A 20,410-nucleotide genomic window follows, 5' to 3' on the forward strand; every position below is an offset into this window, starting at 1 on the left:
CGCGGGGACCGGCCGGGAACGCTGCAGGGTGCTCGTCACGCCCGCCGACGCTGCCGGGGCCCGCTGTGCCGTCCCGGTGATCGACCTGTGCGGGGGCTGTGTACCGCCCGGGCTACCCCGCCAGCGCGCCCAGCTGCGCCGCGCGCACTGGTGCGGTCTGCGCCTGCACCAGGTAGAACATCGCCTCCCGGGCCCAGCGCTGCTCCGGGCTCGACGCCAGCAGCGCCGACCCGGCGCGGGCCGCGACCAGCCCCTGCGCCGCCCGCACGGTGAGCGCCGCGAGCTCGCCGCGCAGCGCCGTCCGCTCGGCGGTCCGCTCCCGCAGCGGCACCCCGGTGAGCAGGGCGTACACCTCCGCGCGGCGCCGTGCGGCCTCCGGTGCCAGCGCGGCGGCGAGGTCCACGGCCTCCGGGCGGTCCCGCTCCCGGCCCAGCCGGTCGAGCTCGGCCAGCACCCGGCGCAGCAGCCCGATCGAGGCGGGGGTCGCGTTCGCGGTGCGGGCGGCGTCGAGCTCGCGGTAGGGGGCGCCGTCGATCTCGGTGAGCACCGCGTCGCCCCCGACGGCCAGGTCGTCGAACTCGACGGCGACGGTGCGGGTCCCGCCCATCACGCTCAGCGGCAGCGGCGCACCGGCCCGCAGTCCGGGTGTCTCCCGGGCGGGGACGAGGACGAACAGGTACCGGTCGCCGGGCGCCACGGCGCCGATCATCAGCAGGTCGGTCAGTCCCCACCCGGTGCACCAGTCGGAGCGGCCGCGCAGCCGCCACCCGGTGCCGTCCGGCTCGGCCGTCACCGCAGGCGGGCCCGGCCGGCGCAGGTGCGCGATCGCGATCCCGGACCGGCGGGCGCCGGAGCCCAGGTCCGCCCGGTGCAGTGCGGCGGCAGGTCCGGTGCGCACGGTCCGCTCCGGCAGCTCCGCGGGCCCGCCCCGGGCGAGCTGCTGCGGGGTGCGGTGCTGGGTGCCGACGAACCAGGTCGCCCCGCACGCCCCGGCCAGCAGTTCGACCGTCTCGGCGTCGACCCGGGCGTCGCCGCCGAGGCCGCCCTCGTCGACCGGGACGGCGACCGAGAGCAGCCCCGCCCGCGCCACCGCCTCGCACGACTCCCGGGACACCCCGCGCGCCGGGTCGTCGGCCGCGGCGGCCCGCGGGGCGAGGACGGTCCCCGCGATCCCGGACGCCGCGACGACGGCCGGGTGCGCGGCGAGCTCGGCCGGGGGAGCGAACGGATCGGTGCCGGTGGACGCACTCACCCGGGCACCGTCGCACGGGCGCCGTCGCGGCGGGCCGGTATCGGGCGGATCCACACCCGACGTCACACCCGCCGCGAACCCGGTGGCGGACGGCGCGGCGCGCGGGGAGGATCCGCCGGTGCCCGAACCGCGGACCCCGGTGCCCGACCTGACGACCCCGCGGCTGCTGCTGCGCCGGTGGAGTCCCCAGGTCGCGGCCGCCGTCGTCGCCGGGGCCCGGCGGGACGGCTGGGCCGCCGACTTCCCCGCCTGCGGCGACCGGGAGATCGCCCGGCTCCTCGCCCGCGACCCGGGCGGGCCCGGCTGGGGGCGGCACGGCCACCGGCTGCTGGTGGAGCGGGCGACCGGCCTCGTCGTCGGCGGGGCCGGCCTGTTCCCGGACGGCGACGGCGGCCTGGAGCTCGGGTACGGCGTCGTCGTGTCGCGGCGCGGGCGCGGCTACGCCACGGAGGCCGCCCGCGCGCTGGCCGCGCTCGCGCTGGCCGACGGCGTGCCCCGGGTCGTCGCCGGTGTGGAGCCCGGCAACCCGGCGTCGGTCCGGGTGCTGGAGCGCATCGGGATGCACCGCACCGGCTCCGCCGACGGGGCCGACCGGTACCGGCTGGCGGCGACATAGGCTCTTCTGCTGTGACCCGACCCCGACTGGTCGCCCTGGACATCGACGGCACGATCGTGCACGGGAAGCGACCCCCGTCCGCCGCCGTTCTCGACGCGATCACCGCCGCCGGCCGGCACGCCGTGGTGATGCTCTGCACCGGCCGGACCGTCGTCGGCGTCGCGCCCGCGCTGGACCGGATCGGCCTGGACACCGGGGTCACGCTGACCTCGAACGGCGCCGTCGAGATGGACACCGCCACCCGCCGGGTGCTGTCGGTGTCGCGGTTCGACGTCGGCGCGGGCCTCGCCCGGCTGCGCGAGCACTTCCCGGGGGCGGTGTTCGCGGGGGAGCACGTCGGCGTCGGGCAGCGGGTGAGCGGCCCGTTCCCGGACGGGATCCTCGCCGGGAACGTGACGGAGGTCGGCGTCGAGGGGCTGCTCCGCGAGCCCACCCCGAAGCTGATCATGTACTGGCCGGGCCGGACCCCCGCCGAGACGGCCGAACGCGCCGCCGGACTGGAGTTCGACGACGCCACGATGACCCTCGACCACGAGCTGCCCTGGGTGACGCTGGTCCCCGCCGGGGTGTCCAAGGCGTCCGGGCTGGCTCGCGTCGCGGCCCGGCTCGGGATCGACCGGGCCGACGTCCTCGCCGTCGGCGACGGCGACAACGACCGCGAGATGCTGCGCTGGGCCGGGCACGGCGTCGCGATGGGCCAGGCCCCGCCGGAGGTGCACGCCGACGCCGACTCCAGCACCGCGACCGTCGCCGAGGACGGGCTCGCGGCGGCGCTGCGGCGCTGGTTCTGAGGGACCTACCGGCCGAGCTCGACCGGCACGCCCGCGACCAGCGGCTCCGCCGGTTCCAGCACCGCCCCGCAGGACGGCGGCCGCGGCGGCAGCCCCCCGTCGGGGAGGACCTCCACCGACCAGGCACGACCGTCGGTGCACCGCACCGTGACCGGGCCCGGCTCGTGCGCGGCGTCCACGTGCAGGGCGCCGGCGTGACCGATGCCGGTGTGCTCACGGACGGCGAGCTCCGCGACCTGCTGCACCGGCTCCAGCCCGGCGTGCCCGCGGCACGACCACGGGTCGACGCCGCCGCCGGCCGCCGCCTTGAGCGCCGCCAGCCCGCTGCCGGTGTCGAGCCGGCCGTAGGCGTACCCGGTGGGCAGGACCAGCGCGGTCGGCGCGAAGCGGTGCCCGCCGAGGTGGGTGCACTCCCAGACGTCGGCGCCCTCGGCGCCGAGGTCGGCGGCGAGCGCGCGGCCGCGGACGGCGCAGCAGACGTCGCGCCTGCCGTGCGCGCACACCAGCATCACCGGGTCGGTGACGGGCTCGCCGGCGTCCGGGTCGAACGTGATCCGGGCGAGGTCGTCGGTGCTGCGGACGGACTGCCGGGTGACCCGGGACGCGCCCGGGGCCAGGTCGGCGACGTAGACCGTGCGCGCGCCGTCGCAGTCCCGTCCGGCCCGCCCGGTCCGGCGGAGGAGCAGCAGCAGGACGTCCTCGTGGCGCAGCCGCGTGTACAGCCCGGCGACGTCGGGATCCGGGTGGTCGGCGACCGTGCGCGGCCAGGCACCGACGTGCTCGACGGCGACCAGCCGGCGGGCGGCGGGTGCGGTCCCGGTCAGCGGTTCACCGGCGTCCTCGCTGAGCGCGGCGCAGCCGGCGCGCAGGGGAGCCCCCGCGGCCCGCGGGCCTTCGAGCGGGGAGGTGACCGTCATCGGGTCAGTGTAGGGAAGGCTGACCTAACTTCAAGCCGGACCCCCGGTCGGGCGGTCCGTACCCCCGGTCGTGATCAGGAACGACCCGGGAGCTCGGCACGCAGGACCTTGCCGGTCTGGTTGCGCGGCAGCTCGTCGAGGAAGTGCACGTCCCGCGGGACGGCGAACTTCGCGAGGTCGGCCTTGACCCGGTCGCGGACGGCGTCGGCGGAGACGTCGGCGCCCGGCTCGAGGACGACCCAGGCGGCGAGACGCTGGCCGTAGTCGTCGTCGTCCACACCGAGAACGCAGGCCTCACGGACCCCGTCCATCCCGGAGACGAGGTCCTCGACCGGGCCCGGGTGCACGTTCTCGCCACCGGAGACGATCATGTCGTCGGCCCGGCCGGTCAGGAACAGCCGTCCCGCCCCGTCGAGGTGCCCGACGTCGCCGGTGCCGAGCAGGCCGTCGCGCTCCTCGAGGCCCTCCTCGCCGCCGGTGTAGCCCTCGAACGGGAGGTCGTTGCCGACGAACACCCGGCCCTCGACGCCCGGCGCGGCGGCCCGGTCGTCGTCGTCGAGGACGAGCAGGGTGGTGCCGGCCGGGGCGCGGCCCGCGGTGCCGGGGGCGTCGCGCAGGTCCTGCGGACCGGCGATCGACACCCAGGACACCTCGGTCGAGCCGTAGAGGTTGTAGAGGCAGTCGCCGAAACGGTCCATGAAGTCCTGCGCCTGCCCGCCGGGCAGCGCGGACCCGGAGACGGCGACGATCCGCGGGGCGTGGCCGGACGTCCAGCCCGCTGCGCCGGACTCCAGCACCCGCTGCAGCATCACCGGGACCGCGAACACCGTGGTGCACCGGCGCTCGGCGACCGCGCCGAGCAGGCCCTCCGGGGTGAACCTCCGGCGCAGTACGACCGTCGCGCCGTGCAGCGAGGCCAGCAGCAGCCCGGCGTTGCCCCAGGTGTGGAACAGCGGCGCGGCGATGTGCACCGGCTCCGCGGCGCGCAGCGGGATCGCCGAGAGGATCGACGCGGCCGGGGCCAGGCTCGACGGGTGCGGCCGCCGGGCGCCCTTCGGCGTGCCGGTCGTACCGGAGGTCAGGACGATCTGCTTCGACGGCTCGGGCCGGAAGGGGAGCTCGCCCGGCCCGCCCCGCGCCACCATCACCTCGAGGTCGTCGAGCACCCGGTCGCCGGCGGCTCGCGGCCGGTCGGGGGTCGACGTCAGCACCGCGCGCGGGCCGTCCGGGACGATGCCGAGGAAGTCCGGGTCGGTGACGATCGTGTGCAGCTGCTGCTGGTCCTGCACGCCGCGCATCTGCTCCGCGGACAGCCCGGTGTTGACGAGCACGACGTCGGCGCCCGCCTTCCCGGCGGCGATCATGGCCTCGATCGGCGCCCGGGCGTTGCGGCAGAGCACCCCGACCGGTGCGCCCGGCCCGGCTCCGGAGTCGAGCAGCGCGAGCGCGAGCCGGTCGGTGCGCTGGTCGAGCTCGGCGTAGGTGGTGACGCCGTCGTCGTCGACGACCGCGAGCCGGTACGGGTGCCGGGCCGCGCCGACGGCGAACGCCGCGGTGATGCTGTGGCCGTACCGCACGAACGCGCGGCCCATCCCGTAGAGCCGGCCGGGCCCGAGCGGACGCACCACGCCGGACCGGGTCAGGGCGACGGCCGCGCGGGCGGTGCCGCTGCCCAGCTCGTAGGCCGAGCGTGCGGTGCCGGACAGGTTCTGGAGCAGCGGGGAGGCGGCCATGCGCCGCAGTCTCGCAGTGCTCTCCCCGGCGTCGCCGGGTCCGGTGGCGGGTGATGTGTCAGAGGTCACGGCGAGCACCTGTCATGTTCCGGGGTGTGACGACGATGTCTCCGTGGGTGACCCACAGGTCACCGCTCACGTCAGCACACCGTCGGGGATCCTGATGCGCCTGTACCTGCCTGCCCGCACGCCCGCCTCCGGCCGCACCCTGGTCCGGGCCGGTCGTCCCACGAAGACCATGCCCGGCTTCGGCGGTCTCGCCGGCGTCTGCCGGTGCGGCGCCGCCCGCCCCGCCGACTCGCACGCGCTGCCGTGGCGCGACTGCCCGGCCTGCGTCCCGCAGCGGGCGCACGCCACGCGCTGAGCGGCGGCCGGGCCGCGATCTCGTAGGTTCCGGGTCGACGACGTCCGATCGATCGGCCCGGAGGCCTGCGTGACGCCCCCCACCCCGGACATGCGGCTGCGTGCCCTGGAGCGCGACGACCTCGCGTTCGTGCACGAGCTCTCCAACGACTCCGGGATCATGTCCTACTGGTTCGAGGAGCCCTACGAGGCGCTCGTCGAGCTGCAGGACATCTACGACCGGCACGTCCACGACGTCCGCGAGCGCCGGTTCGTCATTCAGCTCGCCGCCGCCGGCGGCTCCGGCGACGATCCTGCCGTGCGCGATGGCCGGGCCGGCCTCGTCGAGCTGGTGGAGATCGACTACATCCACCGCAAGGCCGAGTTCCAGATCATCGTGCACCCGGCGTTCCAGGGCCGGGGTCTCGCCGCGCGTGCGACGTCCGCCGCGCTGGACTACGCCTTCGGCGTGCTCAACCTGCACAAGGTCTTCCTCGTCGTGGACGTCGACAACACCCGCGCGGTGCGCGCCTACGAGCGCACCGGGTTCGTCGTCGAGGGCGAGCTGCGCGAGGAGTTCTTCGCGAGCGGCCGCTACCGCGACGCCTACCGGATGGCGATCCTCCAGGACCAGCACCTCGGGCGGTCCTGACCCCGGACGCCGGTGTGCCGGGACCGGACCGGCCGGCAGGGAGGGGGACCCGTCGGCCGGTCCGGTGGGTGCCGGCCGCGGGCATGCGGCCGGGGCCTTCGCCGTCACCCGGGCGCGTGGACCGTTCCCCCGGCGGGGGCCGATCCGCGTCCTCGGTCGTGACGTCGACACGGCCGAACAGTACTATCCGAAGAAGAGGTCATGTCAAAGTCTTCGGGAGGCACGGCGATGAGCAGCAGAAACAGGGTCTGGATCGGCGTGGCGCCGATGTCGCCGTCATGGAACACCGACTCGTGTCACCGTTGATCGTCCGTCTCTCGTGAGTCGCGGCGGCGGACGGCGCGGCACCGCCCGATCCGGCTGCGGTCCCGCCGTGGGACGCCGCCCCCACCGCCTTCCCCGGGTAGGGTCCGCACCGATGTCCGGATCGCCGCCCGCCGGGGACGAGTACCCCATCGACCAGCTCGCCGCGCGGGCCGGGATGACCGTGCGCAACGTGCGCGCACACCTGTCCCGTGGCCTGCTGCAGGCAGGGGAGATGCGTGGCCGCATCGCCTGGTACGGCCCCGAGCACCTCGCCCGGCTCGACCTCATCGCCGGGCTGCAGCGCCGCGGCTTCTCCCTCGCGGCGATCGGCGTGCTGATCAACCAGACGCCGTCGGGCAGCGCCGAGGAGGCGCTGCGGCTCTACCGCGGCATGCTCGCGCCCTGGCAGCCCGAGGAGCCCGTCGAGATCGACGAGAGCGAGTTCGTCGAGTGGGCGGGTGCCGAGCTCCCGGCGGAGTCGCTCGCCCTCCTCGCCGGGTCCGGGCTGCTGGAGTGGCCGTCGGAGGGGCGCCTGCGGATCCTCAACCCGTCGATGGTGCGGGCCGGGGTGCACGCCATCGCGCTCGGCCTGTCGCCGGAGTCGGTCGTCGAGGTCGGGGTGGCGCTGCGCGGGCGCACCCGGGAGATCGCGGACATGTTCGTCGCCCTGTTCCGCGACCAGGTGTGGCAGGCGCACGTCGACGCCGGCCTGCCCCGCGACGGCGTCGCCGACCTGCGGACGGCCGTCGAGGCGTTGCAGCCGGTCGCGACCCAGTCGCTGCTCGGCGCGTTCCGGCAGACGATGCAGGAGGCGATGGACGACTTCATCCGCCAGCTCTCCGGGGACCTCGCGCCGGCCACCCCGGCCACCGGCGACCGGGACTGACCGGCACTCACGCGCCCGGCAGCTCGACGGTGAAGACCGTCCGCCCGGGCTCGTTGTCCACCGACACGGTGCCGTCGTGCGCCGCGACCACCGCGGACACGATCGCCAGGCCGAGCCCGGTGCTCGGGGTGTCGTTGCCGGCCCGGCTGCGGCCCTCCGCCCCGCGGGCGAACCGCTCGAACACCCGGGGCAGGACCTCGGGCGGGATGCCCGGGCCGTCGTCGCCGACCCGGAGGCGGACGCGGCCGGGGGCCGGCCGGTCCAGGCCGACGGTCACCGACGTGCCCGGCGGGGTGTGGGTGCGCGCGTTCGCCAGCAGATTGGTGACGACCTGCGCGAGCCGGTGGGTGTCGCCGGTGACGGTGACGGGGTCGTCGGGCAGCCGGGGGTACCAGCGGTGCTCCGGGCCGGCGACGTGGGCGTCACCGACGCCGTCGAGCACCAGGCGGGTCAGGCCGACCTCGGTGCGTTCGAGGGGGCGGCCGAAGTCGAGACGGGCCAGCAGGAGCAGGTCCTCGACGAGGGTGCTCATGCGCTCGGCCTGGGAGGTGATCCGGGTCAGGGCGTGGGTGGTGCCGGCCGGGCCGGGGTCGGGTTCGCGGCGGGACAGCTCGGCGTAGCCGCGGATGGCGGCGAGCGGGGTGCGCAGCTCGTGGCTGGCGTCGGCGACGAAGCGGCGCAGCCGGGTCTCGGACTCCTGGCGTGCGGCGAGCGCGCCCTCGACGTTGTCGAGCATGTGGTTCAGGGCGGTGCCGACCTGGCCGACCTCGGTGCGGGGATCGGGATCGGGGACGCGCGCGGCCAGATGTACCTCGCCGCGGTCCAGCGGCAGCGCGCCGACCCCGGCGGCGACACCGGCGACCCGTTCGAGGGGTCGCAGTTCGCGGCGGACGAGGACGGCGGCGCCCAGCCCCGCGAGCACGACGGCGGCGCCGAGCACGATCACCTCGGTGACCAGGAGCCGGTCGACGGTCTCGCCCGCACTGTCGGGCTGCGCGACGACGTAGGTCCTCGTGCCGGCGACGTGCGCGACCGCCCGGTAGTTCCCCGGCGAGAGCGCCGTGTCGTGCGGGGCGCCGTCGGCAGGGACGGTCTGCAGGGCCGCGACGTCGGTGTCCGCGACCGAGGTGCCGGTCCCGCCCCGCTCGGCGCGTTCGGCGCGCTCGACCCGGCCGGCGTCGAACACGGCGGCCATCGAGCCGGGCCCCTGACCGGGACCGATGAGGAACCCGTCGCCCGGGACGGCCGGCAGCGGCGAGCGCCCCGGCCCGGGTGCGCCCGAGCCGGCGTCCGGCGCGGTGCGGTCCCCGGACGGGTCGGCCACCGACCCGGGCGGCTGCCCGGTCTGCCGGGAGACGAAGCCGTCGAGGGCGAGGACGAGCTCCCGGTCCTGCCGGGACGACAGGTAGCGGTCGAGGGAGAGCGTCGTCGTCACGCCGATCGCCACGCAGGCGACGGTGAACACCAGCAGGACGGTGATCACCAGCCGGGCGCGCAGGGAGCGCACCCGCCCGGAGACCCGCGTGACGACCATGCGACCCGTCCTACTCCGCCGCGGGCCGCAGTACGTAACCGGCGCCGCGCACCGTGTGGATCATCGGGGCGTACCCGGCGTCGATCTTCTTGCGCAGGTAGGAGACGTAGAGCTCGACCACGTTGGACTGGCCGCCGAAGTCGTAGTTCCAGACGCGGTCGAGGATCTGGGCCTTCGACAGCACCCGGCGCGGGTTGCGCATCAGGTAGCGCAGCAGCTCGAACTCGGTCGCGGTGAGCTCGATCGGGCGGTCGGCGCGGCGCACCTCGTGCGCGTCCTCGTCGAGCACCAGGTCCCCGACGACGAGCTCGGACGAGCGCTGCGCGGCCGCCATCCCGGCCCGGCGCAGCAGCCCCCGCAGCCGGGCGACGAGCTCCTCCAGCGAGAACGGCTTGATCACGTAGTCGTCGCCGCCCGCGGTGAGGCCGGCGACCCGGTCCTCGACCGCGTCGCGCGCGGTCAGGAACAGCACCGGCACCTCGGGGGTGCCTGCCCGGACGCGGCGCAGGACCTCGAAGCCGTCGACGTCGGGCAGCATGACGTCGAGGACGATCGCGTCCGGCCGGAACTCCCGGGCGTGCCGCACCGCGGTCGCACCGTCACCGGCGGTCCGGACCTCCCAGCCCTCGTAGCGCAGCGCCATCGAGAGCAGGTCCGACAGGGTCGACTCGTCGTCGACGACCAGCACCCGGATCGGGCTGCCGTCGGCGCGGCGCAGCTGGTCGGCTCCCCGGTCGATCACCTCGGTCATGGTGCCAGCACACAGCCCCGACCTGTGCGACGGCTGTCGGCATGCTGCGACCGGGTCAGCGGGCCCGCCAGTACCCGGTGGCGTAGACGGCGCGCCGGTCGAAACCGCGGTCGCCGAGCAGGTGCGCGCGCAGGTCCTTCACCGCCGCGGACTCGCCGGACAGCCACGCCTGCCCGCGCCCGGCGGGCAGCTCGGCGGCGTGCACGGCCGCGACCAGCGGCTCGCCGGCCGGGTCGGACCCGCGGTGCACCCAGTGGACCTCGGCGTCGCCGGGCAGCGGCTGCTCCTCGTCGGGCCCGGAGACCTCGACTATCGCCCGGACGGGCACCGCCGGATGCTCCTCCGTGAGCGTCTCCAGCACGGTGGCGAGGGCGGGCAGCGCCGACTCGTCGCCGATGACGACCTGGTGCTCGGCCGCCGGGTCCGGGGCCCAGCGGCCGCCGGGCTCGGACACCCCGACCCAGTTCCCGGGTTCCGTCGCCACCGCCCAGGCCGCCGCCGGGCCGTACCCGGCGTGCACGACGAAGTCGACGTCGAGTTCGCCGTGCGCCCCGGCGCCGGGGGAGAAGCGGCGCACCGTGTAGGTCCGGATCGCCGGGCGGGCCTCACCGGCGGGCCACACCGGACCGCCGGTCGACGCGCGCGGCACCGCGGGGCGCTCCTGCCCCTCGACCGGGAAGAACATCTTGATCCGGCGGTCCGGGCCGTGGCCGGGGAAACCGGCCAGCTCCTCGCCGGTGAGGGTCACCCGGATCATCCCGGGCGTGACCCGCTCGGTGCGGGTCACCTGCAGCAGGCGGGGCGCGGTCGTGCTCATGGCCGACCAGTCTCCCGGACGGACGCCTCAGCGGTTCCGGCGGAGTCCCGCCAGCCCGGTCCAGGCGACCTCCATGAGGTAGTCGGTGGCCTGCTCGGCGGTGACGCGCTCGTCCTGCCCGCGCCAGACGGCGAGCCGCTCCCCGGCCCCGACGATCACCTGCGCCCAGCCGGTGAGCCGTTCCGGCTCGGTGCCCGGCACCTGGGCGGCGAGCAGCCCGGCGATGAAGTCGGTCTGCTGGGCGCGGATCTCCTCCAGCGCGTCGTCGGCCACCCCGGCCTCGGAGCAGAACAGCTGCCAGGCCGGTGCCCTGCGGTCCAGGTAGGTGAAGAACGCCAGCGTGCCGCCGCGCAGCATCGACTCCGGGTCGTGCGCGGCGCCCGCGGCCTCCGCGACGACCTCGAGCAGCTCGGCCCGTGCCCGCGCGATCGCGGCGAGCAGCAGGCCCTCCTTGGAGCCGAAGTGCGCGTAGAGCACCGGCTTGGTGACACCGACGCGCTCGGCGACGGCCTCCATCGACGTGTTCGCGTAGCCGCGCTCGCCGAACACGGCGACGGCGGCGTCGACGATCTGGCGCTCCCGTTCGGCCCGGGGCACGCGGCGCCGGGGTCCCGGAACGGTCTGCGTGGTCACGGCGGGGACCCTACCCGCAGTAAGTTACCCGTGGTAGGTTACCGTCGGTAACAGTGATGTGAGCCGACGTGATCCGGAGGGGACGCATGTCCGAGCAGGTCGACACGCTGATCGTCGGGAGCGGATTCGCCGGGCTGGGTGCCGCCATCCGGCTGGACGGGGCCGGGCGCCGCGACTGGCTGATGCTGGAGAAGGCGGAGACCCTCGGCGGCACCTGGCGGGACAACGTCTACCCGGGCTGCGCCTGCGACGTGGAGTCGCACCTCTACTCGTTCTCGTTCTTCCCGAACGACGACTGGAGCCGCACCTTCGCCCGGCAGGCCGAGATCCGCGCCTACCTGGAGGACGTGGCCGACCACTACCGGCTGCGCGACCGGATCCGGTTCGGCGCGCACGTCACCGGTGCCGAGTGGGACGGCGCCGCCTGGGACGTCACGCTCGCCGACGGCACGCTGCTGCGGGCGCGCTACGTCGTGTTCGGCACCGGCGCCCTGCACGAGCCGTCGGTCCCCGAGATCGAGGGCCTGGAGGAGTTCGCCGGCACCGCGTTCCACTCGGCCCAGTGGGACCACGGCACCGACCTGCGCGACAAGCGCGTCGCCGTGATCGGCACCGGCGCCTCGGCGATCCAGTTCGTCCCGGCGATCGCCCCGGAGACCGAGCACCTCACGCTGTTCCAGCGGACCGCACCGTGGGTGCTGCCCAAGCCCGACAAGCCGATCCGGGAGCGCACCCGGCGCGCGTTCCGCCGGGTGCCCGGGCTGCGGCGGGCCTACCGGACGGCGCTGTACTGGCGGCACGAGGCGATGGTCGTCGGCTTCATGCACCCGCGGATCATGAAGCTCGCCGAGCGCGCGGCGCGGCTGTACCTGCGGCGGACCTTCGCGGGCGACCCGGAGCTGCGCCGGAAGGTCACCCCGGACTTCACGATGGGCTGCAAGCGCGTCCTGATGAGCAACGACTACTACCCGGCACTGCGCCGCGACGACGTCTCCGTCGAGACCACCGGCATCGACCGGATCACCGCGCGCGGCGTCGTCACCACCGACGGCGTCGAGCACCCGTGCGACGTCATCGTGTTCGGCACCGGGTTCCGGGTCGGCGACGGCATGAGCCGGATGGCGATCACCGGCCGCGACGGCGTCAAGCTCGCCGACGCCTGGCGGGACGGCCCGCAGGCGCTGCACGGCACGACGGTCTCCGGGTTCCCCAACCTGTTCGCCGTCGTCGGGCCGAACACCGGGCTGGGGCACAGCTCGATGGTGCTGATGATCGAGTCGCAGCTGAACTACGTCCTCGACGCGATGGAGCTGGTCGACCGCAACCGCGCCGTCGCGATCGACACCCGCGCCGAGGTGCAGGACGCGCACAACGCCGACCTGCAGGACCGTCTGGGCGCGGCCGTCTGGGGCTCCGGCGGGTGCGCGTCCTGGTACCTCGACGAGCACGGCCGCAACCGCACGCTGTGGCCCGGCTACACCTTCACCTTCCGGAACCGGACCCGCCGGGCCGACCCGGCCGCGCACGAGCTCGTCGCCTAGCTTGGGCGGGGTGGACGACCCCGTCTGGACCTACGCGCTGCCCATGACCACCCGGTTCCGCGGGATCACGGTCCGGGAGGGGCTGCTGCTGCGGGGGCCTGCGGGCTGGGGCGAGTTCTGCCCCTTCGCCGAGTACGACGACCGCGAGGCCGTCGCCTGGCTGGCCGCGGCCCGGGAGGCGGCCCACGAGGGCTGGCCGGAGCCGGTGCGCGACCGGATCCCGGTCAACGCGACCGTGCCCGCCGTCGGCCCCGAGCACGCGCAGCGGATCGTGCGGGCCTCCGGCGCCACCACGGCGAAGGTCAAGGTCGCCGAGAAGGGCCGGCCGGCGGCGGAGGACGAGGAGCGGGTCGCCGCCGTGCGGGACGCGCTCGGCCCGTCCGGCCTGGTCCGGGTCGACGCGAACACGGCGTGGACGGTCGACGAGGCGGTCGCCGCGATCGCCCGGCTGGAGAGGGCCGCGGGCGGGCTGGAGTACGTCGAGCAGCCCTGCGCCTCGGTGGAGGAGCTCGCCGCGGTGCGGCGCGCCGTGGACGTGCCGGTGGCCGCCGACGAGTCGATCCGCCGTGCGGAGGACCCGATGCGGGTGGTGCGTGCCGAGGCGGCCGACGTCGTCGTCCTCAAGGTGTCGCCGCTCGGCGGGGTGCGGCGGGCGCTGCGGATCGCGCAGGAGTGCGGGCTCCCGGTCGTCGTGTCGTCGGCCGTCGAGTCCGGGGTCGGGCTGGCCGCCGGGCTCGCGCTGGCCGGGGCGCTGCCCGAGCTGCACCACGCCTGCGGGCTCGGGACGGCGTCGCTGCTGGCCGCCGACGTCGTCGCCGAGCCCTACCTCCCGGACGGCGGGTTCCTCCCGGTGCCGCGCCGGGCCCCGGAGCCGGTGCACCGGGACGGGGCCGCGGCGCCGCCGGACCGCGACGCCTGGTGGCGGGCCCGGTACGACCGCGTCGCGGCGCTCAGTACTGGTTGACCTTCGCGTCCCGGCGCAGCGCGACGTCGATCGCCTTCGCCGGGCCTGGGATGCGGTACTGCCCCTTCACCAGCTTCCCGGCGGTGGGCACCTCGCCCTTCGCGGGCCACGTCGAGGAGTCCCACAGCGACGACCGCAGGAACGCCTTCGCGCAGTGCAGGAACAGCTCGTCGATCTCGACGACGATCGCCACGTCGGGCGTGGACCCCTTGACCTCGAGCCGGTCGGCGAAGTCGGGCTCGTGCACGATCCGGGCGCGGCCGTTGATCCGCACCGTGTCGTTGGACCCCGGCACGACGACGATCATCCCGACCCGCGGGTCGTGCAGGATGTTGCGCAGCGAGTCCAGCTTCCGGTTCCCCTTGCGGTCGGCGAAGGCCACCGTGCGCTCGTCGAGCACCAGGATGCAGCCGGCGGGGTCGCCCCGCGGCGAGACGTCGACGCCGTCCGGTCCGGTCGTCGCGAGCAGGAAGAACGGCGACGCCGCCAGGAAGTCCGCCGTCACCGGGTCGACCCGGTCGCGGGCCTTGTCCCGGATCGCGGCGCTCGTCTCGCCGATGACCTCGCGCAGCCGCGCCTCGTCGGTGATCTCGTCCATGTGCTCCCCCAAGGTCTTAGGACACCCTAACCGTGAAGGGGCTTCACGGAAACGGCGCCCGGCTCACACCACGGCGGACAGTGCGAGCAGGAGCAGGAAGGAGACGACCGAGGAGATCGACGGGCCGAGCGTGTACGTCTTCAGCGCACCCCGGACGGACAGGTCGAACACCGACTTGAACAGCCAGAAGCCGTTCGCGTTCGGCAGGCCGCCGAACAGCGCCCCGGACAGCGCGGCGAGTCCGATGAGGACGGCCTCGCCGGGGCCCGCCGCCTGGGCGACGGGGGCGACGATCCCGACCGCGGTCAGCGCGCCGAGCGTGATGGACCCGACCGCCGCGTGCAGGACCGCGGCGATGATCCAGGTGAGGACGATCGGGGAGCCGAACCCCGAGCTGAACAGGCCCGACAGGTAGTCGCCCGCGTCCGTCCCGCCGACCAGCGCCGCGAAGCTGCCGCCGACGCCGGTCAGGACCAGGATCGACCCGCTGGTCCGCATGCCGCGGCGGACCGCCTCGTCCAGCTCCTCGGTGGCCAGCACCCGGCGGGCGACGACGTAGGCCACGCAGACGCCGGTGAACAGGGCGGTGCTGACGTCGCCGAGGACGTCGACGACCGTGCCCTGCACGCCCGCCGTGGTGAGACCCGCCCCGGCCAGGATCATCACGACGGTGACCAGCAGCGGGGCGGCGAACAGCCACAGTGGACCGTCGGGGAGCCGTGCCGGGGCGTCCGCACCGGTCGTGCCGACCGCCGCCCGGCCCGCCGGCTCCGGGGCGACGCCGTCGCCGTCGGGCGCGCGCGACCCACCGTCGTCGACGGGACCGGAGCCGGTGTCCGGCCGCGGCGCGGAGGCGCCGTCGCCGGGGTCCCCGTCGGGGAAGAGCTGGTCGCGCGCGGCGTTCCAGAGCCCGTAGCGGATCAGTGCGCTGTAGACGGCGACGGTGACGACGATCGTGAGCACGCCGACCGGCAACGCGTAGAGCAGCGCCTGCCCGACCGGGATGCCGAGCACGCCGATCACCGCCATCAGTGCGGTCCCGGGGACGACGAACGTGAGCCCGGCGGTGATGCCGATGATCGCCGTCCCGGAGAGCAGGCCGTGCCCGTCGCGGCCGAGCCGCGGCGACGCGTGCCGGGTCAGCGGACCGGCCAGCACGATGAGGACGTCCGTGAACACCGAGGCCAGCACGACGCCGAGGGACAATCCGTAGGCGTAGGGCACGCCGCCCCGCCCGAACGTCCGCAGCATCGCCTCGGCGATGCGTTGCGGCACACCGAGTGCCTGGACGAGCGAGCCCAGCAGGACACCGAACGCGATCAGGAGCCCGATCTCGCCCATCACCGAGCCGAAGCCCTCGGCGACGGCCGTGCTGGTCCCCTCGACCCCCTGACCGGTCGCGAGTCCGAGGTACGCCGCGCCGAGCACGAGCGCGATCACCGGCTCGACCCGGAGGAGGACGATCGTGCCGACGATGCCGACGATGCCGACGATGCCGACGATGCCGACGATGCCGACGATGCCGACGATGCCGACGATGCCGACGATGCCGACGACCGCGATCGCTATGTGCAGGATCGCCATTGATCCGATCACACCGTTCTCGCTTTCTCTGCGGTTCAGCCGGCCTGCCGGCTCCGGTCGGGGAAGTCGCCCGCGGCGAGCAGCGCCGAGGGCAGCGGTCGTTCGAGCACGGTCTCCAGCCAGCGGGCGCAGTCCCGGAGCCGCTCCAGGTCGTGGCCCACGTCGATCCCGCTGCACCGCAGGGCGTAGACGAGGTCCTCGGTCGCGACGTTCCCGGTCGCGGCGGGCGCGAACGGGCACCCGCCCGCGCCGCCGATGCTGCTGTCGAGCACGGTCACCCCGGCCTCGACGGCGGCGAGCGCGTTGGCGACGGCGGTGTTGCGGGTGTCGTGCAGGTGGATCCGCAGCGGGGTGCCGGGGGAGGCCTCGCGGGCCAGCGCGACGCGCTCGTGCACGTCCCGCGGGACGGCGACGCCGATGGTGTCGGCCAGCGCGATCTCCGCCGGTCCCGCGTCCGCGACCGCGGCGAGGCACGCGCCCAGCCGGTCGGGCGGGACCTCGCCCTCGAAGGGGCATCCGAACGACGCGCCGAGGGGCACCGTCACCGGGACGCCCGCGGCGCGCGCCCGCGGCAGCAGCCGGGCGACCAGTGCCAGGGCGCCGGCGGTGTCCGTGTTCTGGTTCCGGCGGCTGAACGTGTCGGTCACGACGGCGACGACGTCGATCTCGTCGACCCCGCAGGCGAGCGCGCGGTCGAGCCCGCGGTCGTTCATGACCAGCCCCGCGTACCGCACGCCCGGGCGGCGGGGGACCTGCGCCATCAGCTCCTCGGCGCCGGCCATCGCCGGGACCCGCGCCGGGTTCGCGAAGCTGACCGCCTCGATCCGCCGCGCGCCGGCGTCGACGCACCGGGCGACGAGCTCGAGCTTCTGCGGCACCGTCAGGTGGACGGCCTCGTTCTGCAGGCCGTCGCGGGGCGCGACCTCGACGAGCGTGATCCCGGTATCCGCGCCCATCTCAGACGACCCCCCGCGCGCGGAGCTCCGCGATCCGGGCGTGCTCCAGACCGAGGACCGACGACAGGACGGCGTCGGTGTGCTCGCCCAGCTCGGGGCCGAGGCTCCCGACCCGGCCGGGGGTGCCGGAGAGCTGCGGAACGACGTTCTGCATCGGGAACGGGCCGAGCGCGGGATGGGTGAGCCGGACGATCGCCTGCCGGGCGGCGAAGTGCGGGTCGCGGAGCATGTCCTCCGAGCGGTAGGCGAGCCCGGCCGGGACGCCCGCGTCGTGCAGCGCGTCGAGCAGCGCCGCGCTGTCCCGGGTCGCCGTGATCGCCCCGATCAGGGCGTCGAGCTTCGCGCCGTGCTCGCCGCGCGCGCCGTGGGTGGCGAACCGGTCGTCGTCGAGCCAGTCCTCGCGGCCGAGCACCGAGGCCAGCCTGCGGAAGACGGTGTCGCGGTTCCCCGCGATGAGCACCTCGGCGCCGTCCCGGGTGGGGTAGACGTTGCTGGGTGCGACGCCCGGAAGGGTGCTCCCGCTGCGTTCCCGCTGGAAACCGGCCAGCTCCCACTCCGGCAGCGACGCCTCCATCAGCGCGAGCACGGCCTCGTAGATCGCCGAGTCGACGACCTGGCCGATGCCGGTGCGCTGCCGGCCGACCACGGCCATCACGGTGCCCAGCGCGGCGAACGTCCCCGCGAGCGAGTCGCCGAGGGAGACGCCGATCCGGCCCGTCGGGCGTCCGGGCTCGCCGGTGAGGTGGCGGATGCCGCCCATCGCCTCGCCGATCACGCCGAACCCGGCGCGCTGCGCGTACGGCCCGGTCTGCCCGTAGCCGGTCACCCGGGTCATGATGATCCCCGGGTTGGTCCGGCTCAGGTCCTCGTAGCCGCAGCCCCAGCGCTCCATCGTGCCGGGGCGGAAGTTCTCCACCACCACGTCGGCGCGCTCCGCGAGGCCGCGGAGGATCTCCTGTCCCTCGGGGCTCCGCAGGTTGCAGGTCACGGACTTCTTGTTGCGGGCGATGATCGGCCAGGACAGCGAGTGGCCGGACGGCCGGCAGCTGCCCCACTGGCGCATGGGGTCGCCCGCGCCCGGGTCCTCGATCTTGATGATCTCGGCGCCGAAGTCGCCGAGCAGCTGGGCACAGAACGGGCCCGCGATGAGCGAGCCGGTCTCCACCACCCGGAGGCCGGCGAGCGGCCCGTCGGTCGTGGTGCCGGCAGCGGTGCTGCCGGGGGTCGTCGACGTCGTCGTCGTCATGGGGCTCGCCGGTCTCCTCCGCGTCGAGGCAGATCGCGTGGTGTACGCCACGTCAGCCTGCAAGTTGTACACATGATTCGTCAAGAGTTCGTTTTTTCCTGGGGATTACTTCCCGGAACGGCATTGATTGTGTACATTTGGCCGCCGCGACGTGCCCGTGTGCGACCGCCTAGGCTGCGGTCGTGGGCCGGGACGCCGGCCGTGCCGCGACTCCTGCGGAGGTGAGGGCGAGCCCATGGCGACGGGAGCGGAACGTGCCTACGAGGCCGTCCGTGCGGCGATCCTGGAGGGGGAGTTCCGGCCGGGCGACAAGCTCGCCGAGTCCTCGCTGGCGCAACGGCTCGACCTCAGCCGGACCCCGGTCCGGGAGGCGCTGCGCAGGCTGAGCCTGGACGGCCTGGTCGAGATCGAGGCCAACCGCGGCGCGCGGGTCATCCGGTGGGACGCCGACGACCTCGGCGAGGTCTTCGCGCTGCGTGCGGTCCTGGAGAGCCACGCCGCGGGCCGGGCCGCCGAGCTCCGGACCGACGAGCAGCTCGCTCGGATCGAACGCGCCCTCACCGCGATGGACGCTCTCGGGGACCGGACCGACCCGGAGGCGATCGAGCGGCGCAGCGTGCACAACGCTGAGCTGCACGACGGGATCGTCGAGGCTGCCCGCAGTCCCCGGCTCCCGCAGCTCCTGCAGCAGCTCGTGAGCGTCAACGCGATCGCCCGGAACTTCGGCCAGTACTCGCCGGCCGAGCTGGAACGCAGCCAGCGCCAGCACCACGACATCGTCTCGGCCATCCGGCGGCGCAACGCCGAGCTGGCGCGGGCCGCGATGACCACGCACCTGCTCAGCTCCTCCGAGGTGCTGGCCGACCTGCCGGAGGACGACGGATGAGCCCGCCGCGGGTGGTCGTCGTCGGGGCCGGGATCGCCGGGGTGACCTGCGCCGGGGAGCTCGCGGCGCGCGGTGCCGACGTGACCGTGCTCGAACGGGCCCGCGGAGCCGGCGGGCGGCTCGCGGTGCACCGGCACGACGGCCGGCCCGCCGACATCGGGGCCGCTTACCTCACGGTGTCCGACGACGCGTTCGCCGACCGGGTGGACCGCTGGCGCCGTGACGGCCTGCTCCGCGAGTGGACCGACACCCTCGCCGTGTTCGACGGCGGCACCCGCGCCGCCGACGCCCCCGGCCCGATGCGGTGGGCGGCACCCGGTGGGCTACGGTCGCTCGTCGCCGACGCCGCGCGCGACCTGACCGTCCACACCGGACGTCTCGTCACGGCCGTGCGGCCGGGACCGGACGGGAGACCGCTGGTCGACGGCGAGCCCTGCGACGCCGTCGTGCTCGCGATGCCGGACCCGCAGGCCGCCCGGCTGCTCGATCCGGGAACCCCGGCCGGCGCCGCCGTCGCGGGATGAAAGTGGAACCCGGTGCTCGCGCTGACCCTCGGCTTCGCCCACCGCGACTGGCCCGCGCTGCCCGCCGCGTTCGTGAACGAGCACCCCGTGCTGTCGCTCGTCGCCGACGACGGCGACCGCCGCGGCGACGCCCCCGTCCTGGTCGCGCACTCCACCGGCGACGCCGCCCGCCGCCACGACGCCGATCCCGCCGCCGCGGTCCCCGCCATGACGGCCGCGGTGCAGGAGCCGCTCGGGATCGGCCCGGATCCGGAGTGGACCCACGTGCACCGCTGGCGGTACGCGGCCCCAGCGGACCAGCGCTCCACGGCCTTCCACCTCGACGACGAGAACATCGCCCTCGCCGGCGACGGCTGGGGACGATCCCGGGTCGAGACGGCCTGGCTCTCCGGCCGGTCCCTCGGCCACGCCCTGGCCACCCGCCTCGCCCTCTGACCGCCCGGCTGGTCCGCCGCCGCAGCGGTTCTGCCGCAACCGCACAGACCCGGCGGCGGCCGTGTACCGGATCGCGCAGTCTCGACCTGCCGGCCCCCGGCCACTCCGCGGTCGGAGGACTCGTCCGTGCCGCCAAGGTCGTGCTGCCGCCCAGCCCCTTCGTCCCGTACAGGTCCTGCCGCTAGGTGTGGTGACCCCGCCGCACAGGTTCTGTCCCAGTTGCACAGGCTCGGCCGGAGCCGCACACCTACTTATGCTCCCGCACGGTCCATGTCTCGTGCGGGATCCACGGAACCTGTGCGGTCGTGGAGGGAGCTCGGCCGCCGCACAGGTTCTGTCTCAGCCGCACAGGCTCGTGGTCGGCTGCACGGATCTGGTGTCGGCCGCGAAGGTCCTGCTCCTCGCGCGGGCCCCCTTCTCCGCACCCGAGCCCTGCAACCGCGCAG

General features: G+C 75.2%; 21 protein-coding genes. 10 read left to right on the forward strand and 11 right to left on the reverse strand.

What is annotated here, in order from left to right; genetic code table 11:
• Positions 1–112 precede the first annotated feature (112 nt).
• Complete coding sequence (locus tag Ae150APs1_RS22555) at positions 113–1,252, reverse strand: acyl-CoA dehydrogenase family protein (RefSeq protein WP_075300143.1); 1,140 nt, start codon at positions 1,250–1,252, stop codon at positions 113–115.
• Between the two features lie 118 nt (positions 1,253–1,370).
• Between Ae150APs1_RS22555 and Ae150APs1_RS22560 the strand changes: the two genes are divergently transcribed.
• Positions 1,371–1,868 carry a GNAT family N-acetyltransferase gene (locus tag Ae150APs1_RS22560; protein WP_075302440.1) on the forward strand — a complete coding sequence of 166 codons (498 nt, stop codon included), beginning with the start codon at positions 1,371–1,373 and terminating at the stop codon, positions 1,866–1,868.
• Positions 1,869–1,879: 11 nt separating this feature from the next.
• A complete protein-coding gene (locus Ae150APs1_RS22565; protein WP_083680303.1) occupies positions 1,880–2,659 on the forward strand; it encodes an HAD family hydrolase in 780 nt (259 codons plus the stop codon).
• Between the two features lie 5 nt (positions 2,660–2,664).
• On the opposite strand, the gene Ae150APs1_RS22570 is transcribed toward Ae150APs1_RS22565, so the two are convergent.
• The gene (locus tag Ae150APs1_RS22570) at positions 2,665–3,576 is read right to left on the reverse strand and encodes a sucrase ferredoxin (RefSeq protein ID WP_075300145.1); all 912 of its coding nucleotides are present in this window, start codon (positions 3,574–3,576) and stop codon (positions 2,665–2,667) included.
• Positions 3,577–3,650: 74 nt separating this feature from the next.
• A complete protein-coding gene (locus tag Ae150APs1_RS22575) occupies positions 3,651–5,309 on the reverse strand; it encodes an AMP-binding protein (protein ID WP_075300147.1) in 1,659 nt (552 codons plus the stop codon).
• A gap of 112 nt (positions 5,310–5,421) precedes the next feature.
• Here Ae150APs1_RS22575 and Ae150APs1_RS22580 point away from each other — a divergent pair, with 112 nt between their 5' ends.
• From Ae150APs1_RS22580 to Ae150APs1_RS22590, 3 genes are all read left to right on the forward strand, one after another.
• Entirely contained in the window at positions 5,422–5,673 is a 252-nt protein-coding gene (locus Ae150APs1_RS22580; RefSeq protein WP_010228833.1) for a hypothetical protein, read from the forward strand.
• A 69-nt stretch (positions 5,674–5,742) separates the two neighbouring features.
• A complete protein-coding gene (speG, locus tag Ae150APs1_RS22585; protein ID WP_212567249.1) occupies positions 5,743–6,303 on the forward strand; it encodes a spermidine N1-acetyltransferase in 561 nt (186 codons plus the stop codon).
• A gap of 418 nt (positions 6,304–6,721) precedes the next feature.
• The gene (locus Ae150APs1_RS22590; RefSeq protein ID WP_075300149.1) at positions 6,722–7,495 is read left to right on the forward strand and encodes a MerR family transcriptional regulator; all 774 of its coding nucleotides are present in this window, start codon (positions 6,722–6,724) and stop codon (positions 7,493–7,495) included.
• A gap of 7 nt (positions 7,496–7,502) precedes the next feature.
• Here Ae150APs1_RS22590 and Ae150APs1_RS22595 read toward each other — a convergent pair whose 3' ends face one another.
• The 4 genes from Ae150APs1_RS22595 to Ae150APs1_RS22610 are packed head-to-tail and all read right to left on the reverse strand — an operon-like array spanning position 7,503 to position 11,230.
• The gene (locus tag Ae150APs1_RS22595; protein ID WP_075300151.1) at positions 7,503–9,029 is read right to left on the reverse strand and encodes a HAMP domain-containing sensor histidine kinase; all 1,527 of its coding nucleotides are present in this window, start codon (positions 9,027–9,029) and stop codon (positions 7,503–7,505) included.
• Positions 9,030–9,039: 10 nt separating this feature from the next.
• Positions 9,040–9,780, reverse strand: a complete 741-nt coding sequence (locus Ae150APs1_RS22600) for a response regulator transcription factor (protein WP_075300153.1) — start codon at positions 9,778–9,780, stop codon at positions 9,040–9,042.
• Between the two features lie 55 nt (positions 9,781–9,835).
• Positions 9,836–10,597, reverse strand: coding sequence for a siderophore-interacting protein (locus Ae150APs1_RS22605; protein WP_075300155.1), 762 nt, complete (start codon positions 10,595–10,597; stop codon positions 9,836–9,838).
• 27 nt (positions 10,598–10,624) lie between these two features.
• Positions 10,625–11,230 (reverse strand): TetR/AcrR family transcriptional regulator, encoded by a 606-nt coding sequence (locus Ae150APs1_RS22610; RefSeq protein WP_029239470.1) that lies wholly within the window; start codon positions 11,228–11,230, stop codon positions 10,625–10,627.
• 86 nt (positions 11,231–11,316) lie between these two features.
• Here Ae150APs1_RS22610 and Ae150APs1_RS22615 point away from each other — a divergent pair, with 86 nt between their 5' ends.
• Positions 11,317–12,771: an NAD(P)/FAD-dependent oxidoreductase gene (locus Ae150APs1_RS22615; RefSeq protein ID WP_075300157.1), complete on the forward strand. Its 1,455-nt coding sequence runs from the start codon at positions 11,317–11,319 to the stop codon at positions 12,769–12,771.
• A gap of 10 nt (positions 12,772–12,781) precedes the next feature.
• A complete protein-coding gene (locus Ae150APs1_RS22620; protein ID WP_060722220.1) occupies positions 12,782–13,735 on the forward strand; it encodes an o-succinylbenzoate synthase in 954 nt (317 codons plus the stop codon).
• Here Ae150APs1_RS22620 and Ae150APs1_RS22625 read toward each other — a convergent pair.
• The 4 genes from Ae150APs1_RS22625 to Ae150APs1_RS22640 all read right to left on the reverse strand — a co-directional run bounded on the left by Ae150APs1_RS22625 (position 13,722) and on the right by Ae150APs1_RS22640 (position 18,119).
• Positions 13,722–14,333, reverse strand: coding sequence for an MSMEG_1061 family FMN-dependent PPOX-type flavoprotein (locus Ae150APs1_RS22625; protein WP_010228850.1), 612 nt, complete (start codon positions 14,331–14,333; stop codon positions 13,722–13,724). The genes Ae150APs1_RS22620 and Ae150APs1_RS22625 overlap by 14 nt on opposite strands.
• Before the next feature lie 63 nt (positions 14,334–14,396).
• A complete protein-coding gene (locus Ae150APs1_RS22630; RefSeq protein ID WP_249266446.1) occupies positions 14,397–15,917 on the reverse strand; it encodes an SLC13 family permease in 1,521 nt (506 codons plus the stop codon).
• Between the two features lie 35 nt (positions 15,918–15,952).
• Positions 15,953–16,873 (reverse strand): hydroxymethylglutaryl-CoA lyase, encoded by a 921-nt coding sequence (locus Ae150APs1_RS22635; protein ID WP_075300159.1) that lies wholly within the window; start codon positions 16,871–16,873, stop codon positions 15,953–15,955.
• Position 16,874: 1 nt separating this feature from the next.
• Complete coding sequence (locus tag Ae150APs1_RS22640) at positions 16,875–18,119, reverse strand: CoA transferase (RefSeq protein ID WP_075300161.1); 1,245 nt, start codon at positions 18,117–18,119, stop codon at positions 16,875–16,877.
• Positions 18,120–18,354: 235 nt separating this feature from the next.
• Here Ae150APs1_RS22640 and Ae150APs1_RS22645 point away from each other — a divergent pair, with 235 nt between their 5' ends.
• The 3 genes from Ae150APs1_RS22645 to Ae150APs1_RS33890 are packed head-to-tail and all read left to right on the forward strand — an operon-like array spanning position 18,355 to position 19,964.
• Positions 18,355–19,005, forward strand: coding sequence for a GntR family transcriptional regulator (locus Ae150APs1_RS22645; RefSeq protein WP_060573474.1), 651 nt, complete (start codon positions 18,355–18,357; stop codon positions 19,003–19,005).
• Positions 19,002–19,529, forward strand: a complete 528-nt coding sequence (locus Ae150APs1_RS33885; protein WP_249266447.1) for an FAD-dependent oxidoreductase — start codon at positions 19,002–19,004, stop codon at positions 19,527–19,529. The genes Ae150APs1_RS22645 and Ae150APs1_RS33885 overlap by 4 nt, the downstream gene beginning before the upstream one ends.
• A gap of 12 nt (positions 19,530–19,541) precedes the next feature.
• A complete protein-coding gene (locus Ae150APs1_RS33890) occupies positions 19,542–19,964 on the forward strand; it encodes a hypothetical protein (RefSeq protein ID WP_249266448.1) in 423 nt (140 codons plus the stop codon).
• Positions 19,965–20,410: the final 446 nt, after the last annotated feature.

The organism is Pseudonocardia sp. Ae150A_Ps1 (genome assembly GCF_001932315.1).
In the GTDB taxonomy this organism is placed as follows: domain Bacteria; phylum Actinomycetota; class Actinomycetes; order Mycobacteriales; family Pseudonocardiaceae; genus Pseudonocardia.

Excerpts from the sequence above, each read along its gene's own strand:
- Ae150APs1_RS22570 (WP_075300145.1), bottom strand. The coding sequence starts at position 3,576 with ATGACGGTCACCTCCCCGCTCGAAGGCCCGCGGGCCGCGGGGGCTCCC.
- Ae150APs1_RS22575 (WP_075300147.1), bottom strand. The coding sequence starts at position 5,309 with ATGGCCGCCTCCCCGCTGCTCCAGAACCTGTCCGGCACCGCACGCTCG.
- Ae150APs1_RS22590 (WP_075300149.1), top strand. The coding sequence starts at position 6,722 with ATGTCCGGATCGCCGCCCGCCGGGGACGAGTACCCCATCGACCAGCTC.
- Ae150APs1_RS22595 (WP_075300151.1), bottom strand. The coding sequence starts at position 9,029 with ATGGTCGTCACGCGGGTCTCCGGGCGGGTGCGCTCCCTGCGCGCCCGG.
- Ae150APs1_RS22600 (WP_075300153.1), bottom strand. The coding sequence starts at position 9,780 with ATGACCGAGGTGATCGACCGGGGAGCCGACCAGCTGCGCCGCGCCGAC.
- Ae150APs1_RS22605 (WP_075300155.1), bottom strand. The coding sequence starts at position 10,597 with ATGAGCACGACCGCGCCCCGCCTGCTGCAGGTGACCCGCACCGAGCGG.
- Ae150APs1_RS22615 (WP_075300157.1), top strand. The coding sequence starts at position 11,317 with ATGTCCGAGCAGGTCGACACGCTGATCGTCGGGAGCGGATTCGCCGGG.
- Ae150APs1_RS22625 (WP_010228850.1), bottom strand. The coding sequence starts at position 14,333 with ATGGACGAGATCACCGACGAGGCGCGGCTGCGCGAGGTCATCGGCGAG.
- Ae150APs1_RS22630 (WP_249266446.1), bottom strand. The coding sequence starts at position 15,917 with ATGGCGATCCTGCACATAGCGATCGCGGTCGTCGGCATCGTCGGCATC.
- Ae150APs1_RS22635 (WP_075300159.1), bottom strand. The coding sequence starts at position 16,873 with ATGGGCGCGGATACCGGGATCACGCTCGTCGAGGTCGCGCCCCGCGAC.
- Ae150APs1_RS22640 (WP_075300161.1), bottom strand. The coding sequence starts at position 18,119 with ATGACGACGACGACGTCGACGACCCCCGGCAGCACCGCTGCCGGCACC.
- Ae150APs1_RS22645 (WP_060573474.1), top strand. The coding sequence starts at position 18,355 with ATGGCGACGGGAGCGGAACGTGCCTACGAGGCCGTCCGTGCGGCGATC.
- Ae150APs1_RS33885 (WP_249266447.1), top strand. The coding sequence starts at position 19,002 with ATGAGCCCGCCGCGGGTGGTCGTCGTCGGGGCCGGGATCGCCGGGGTG.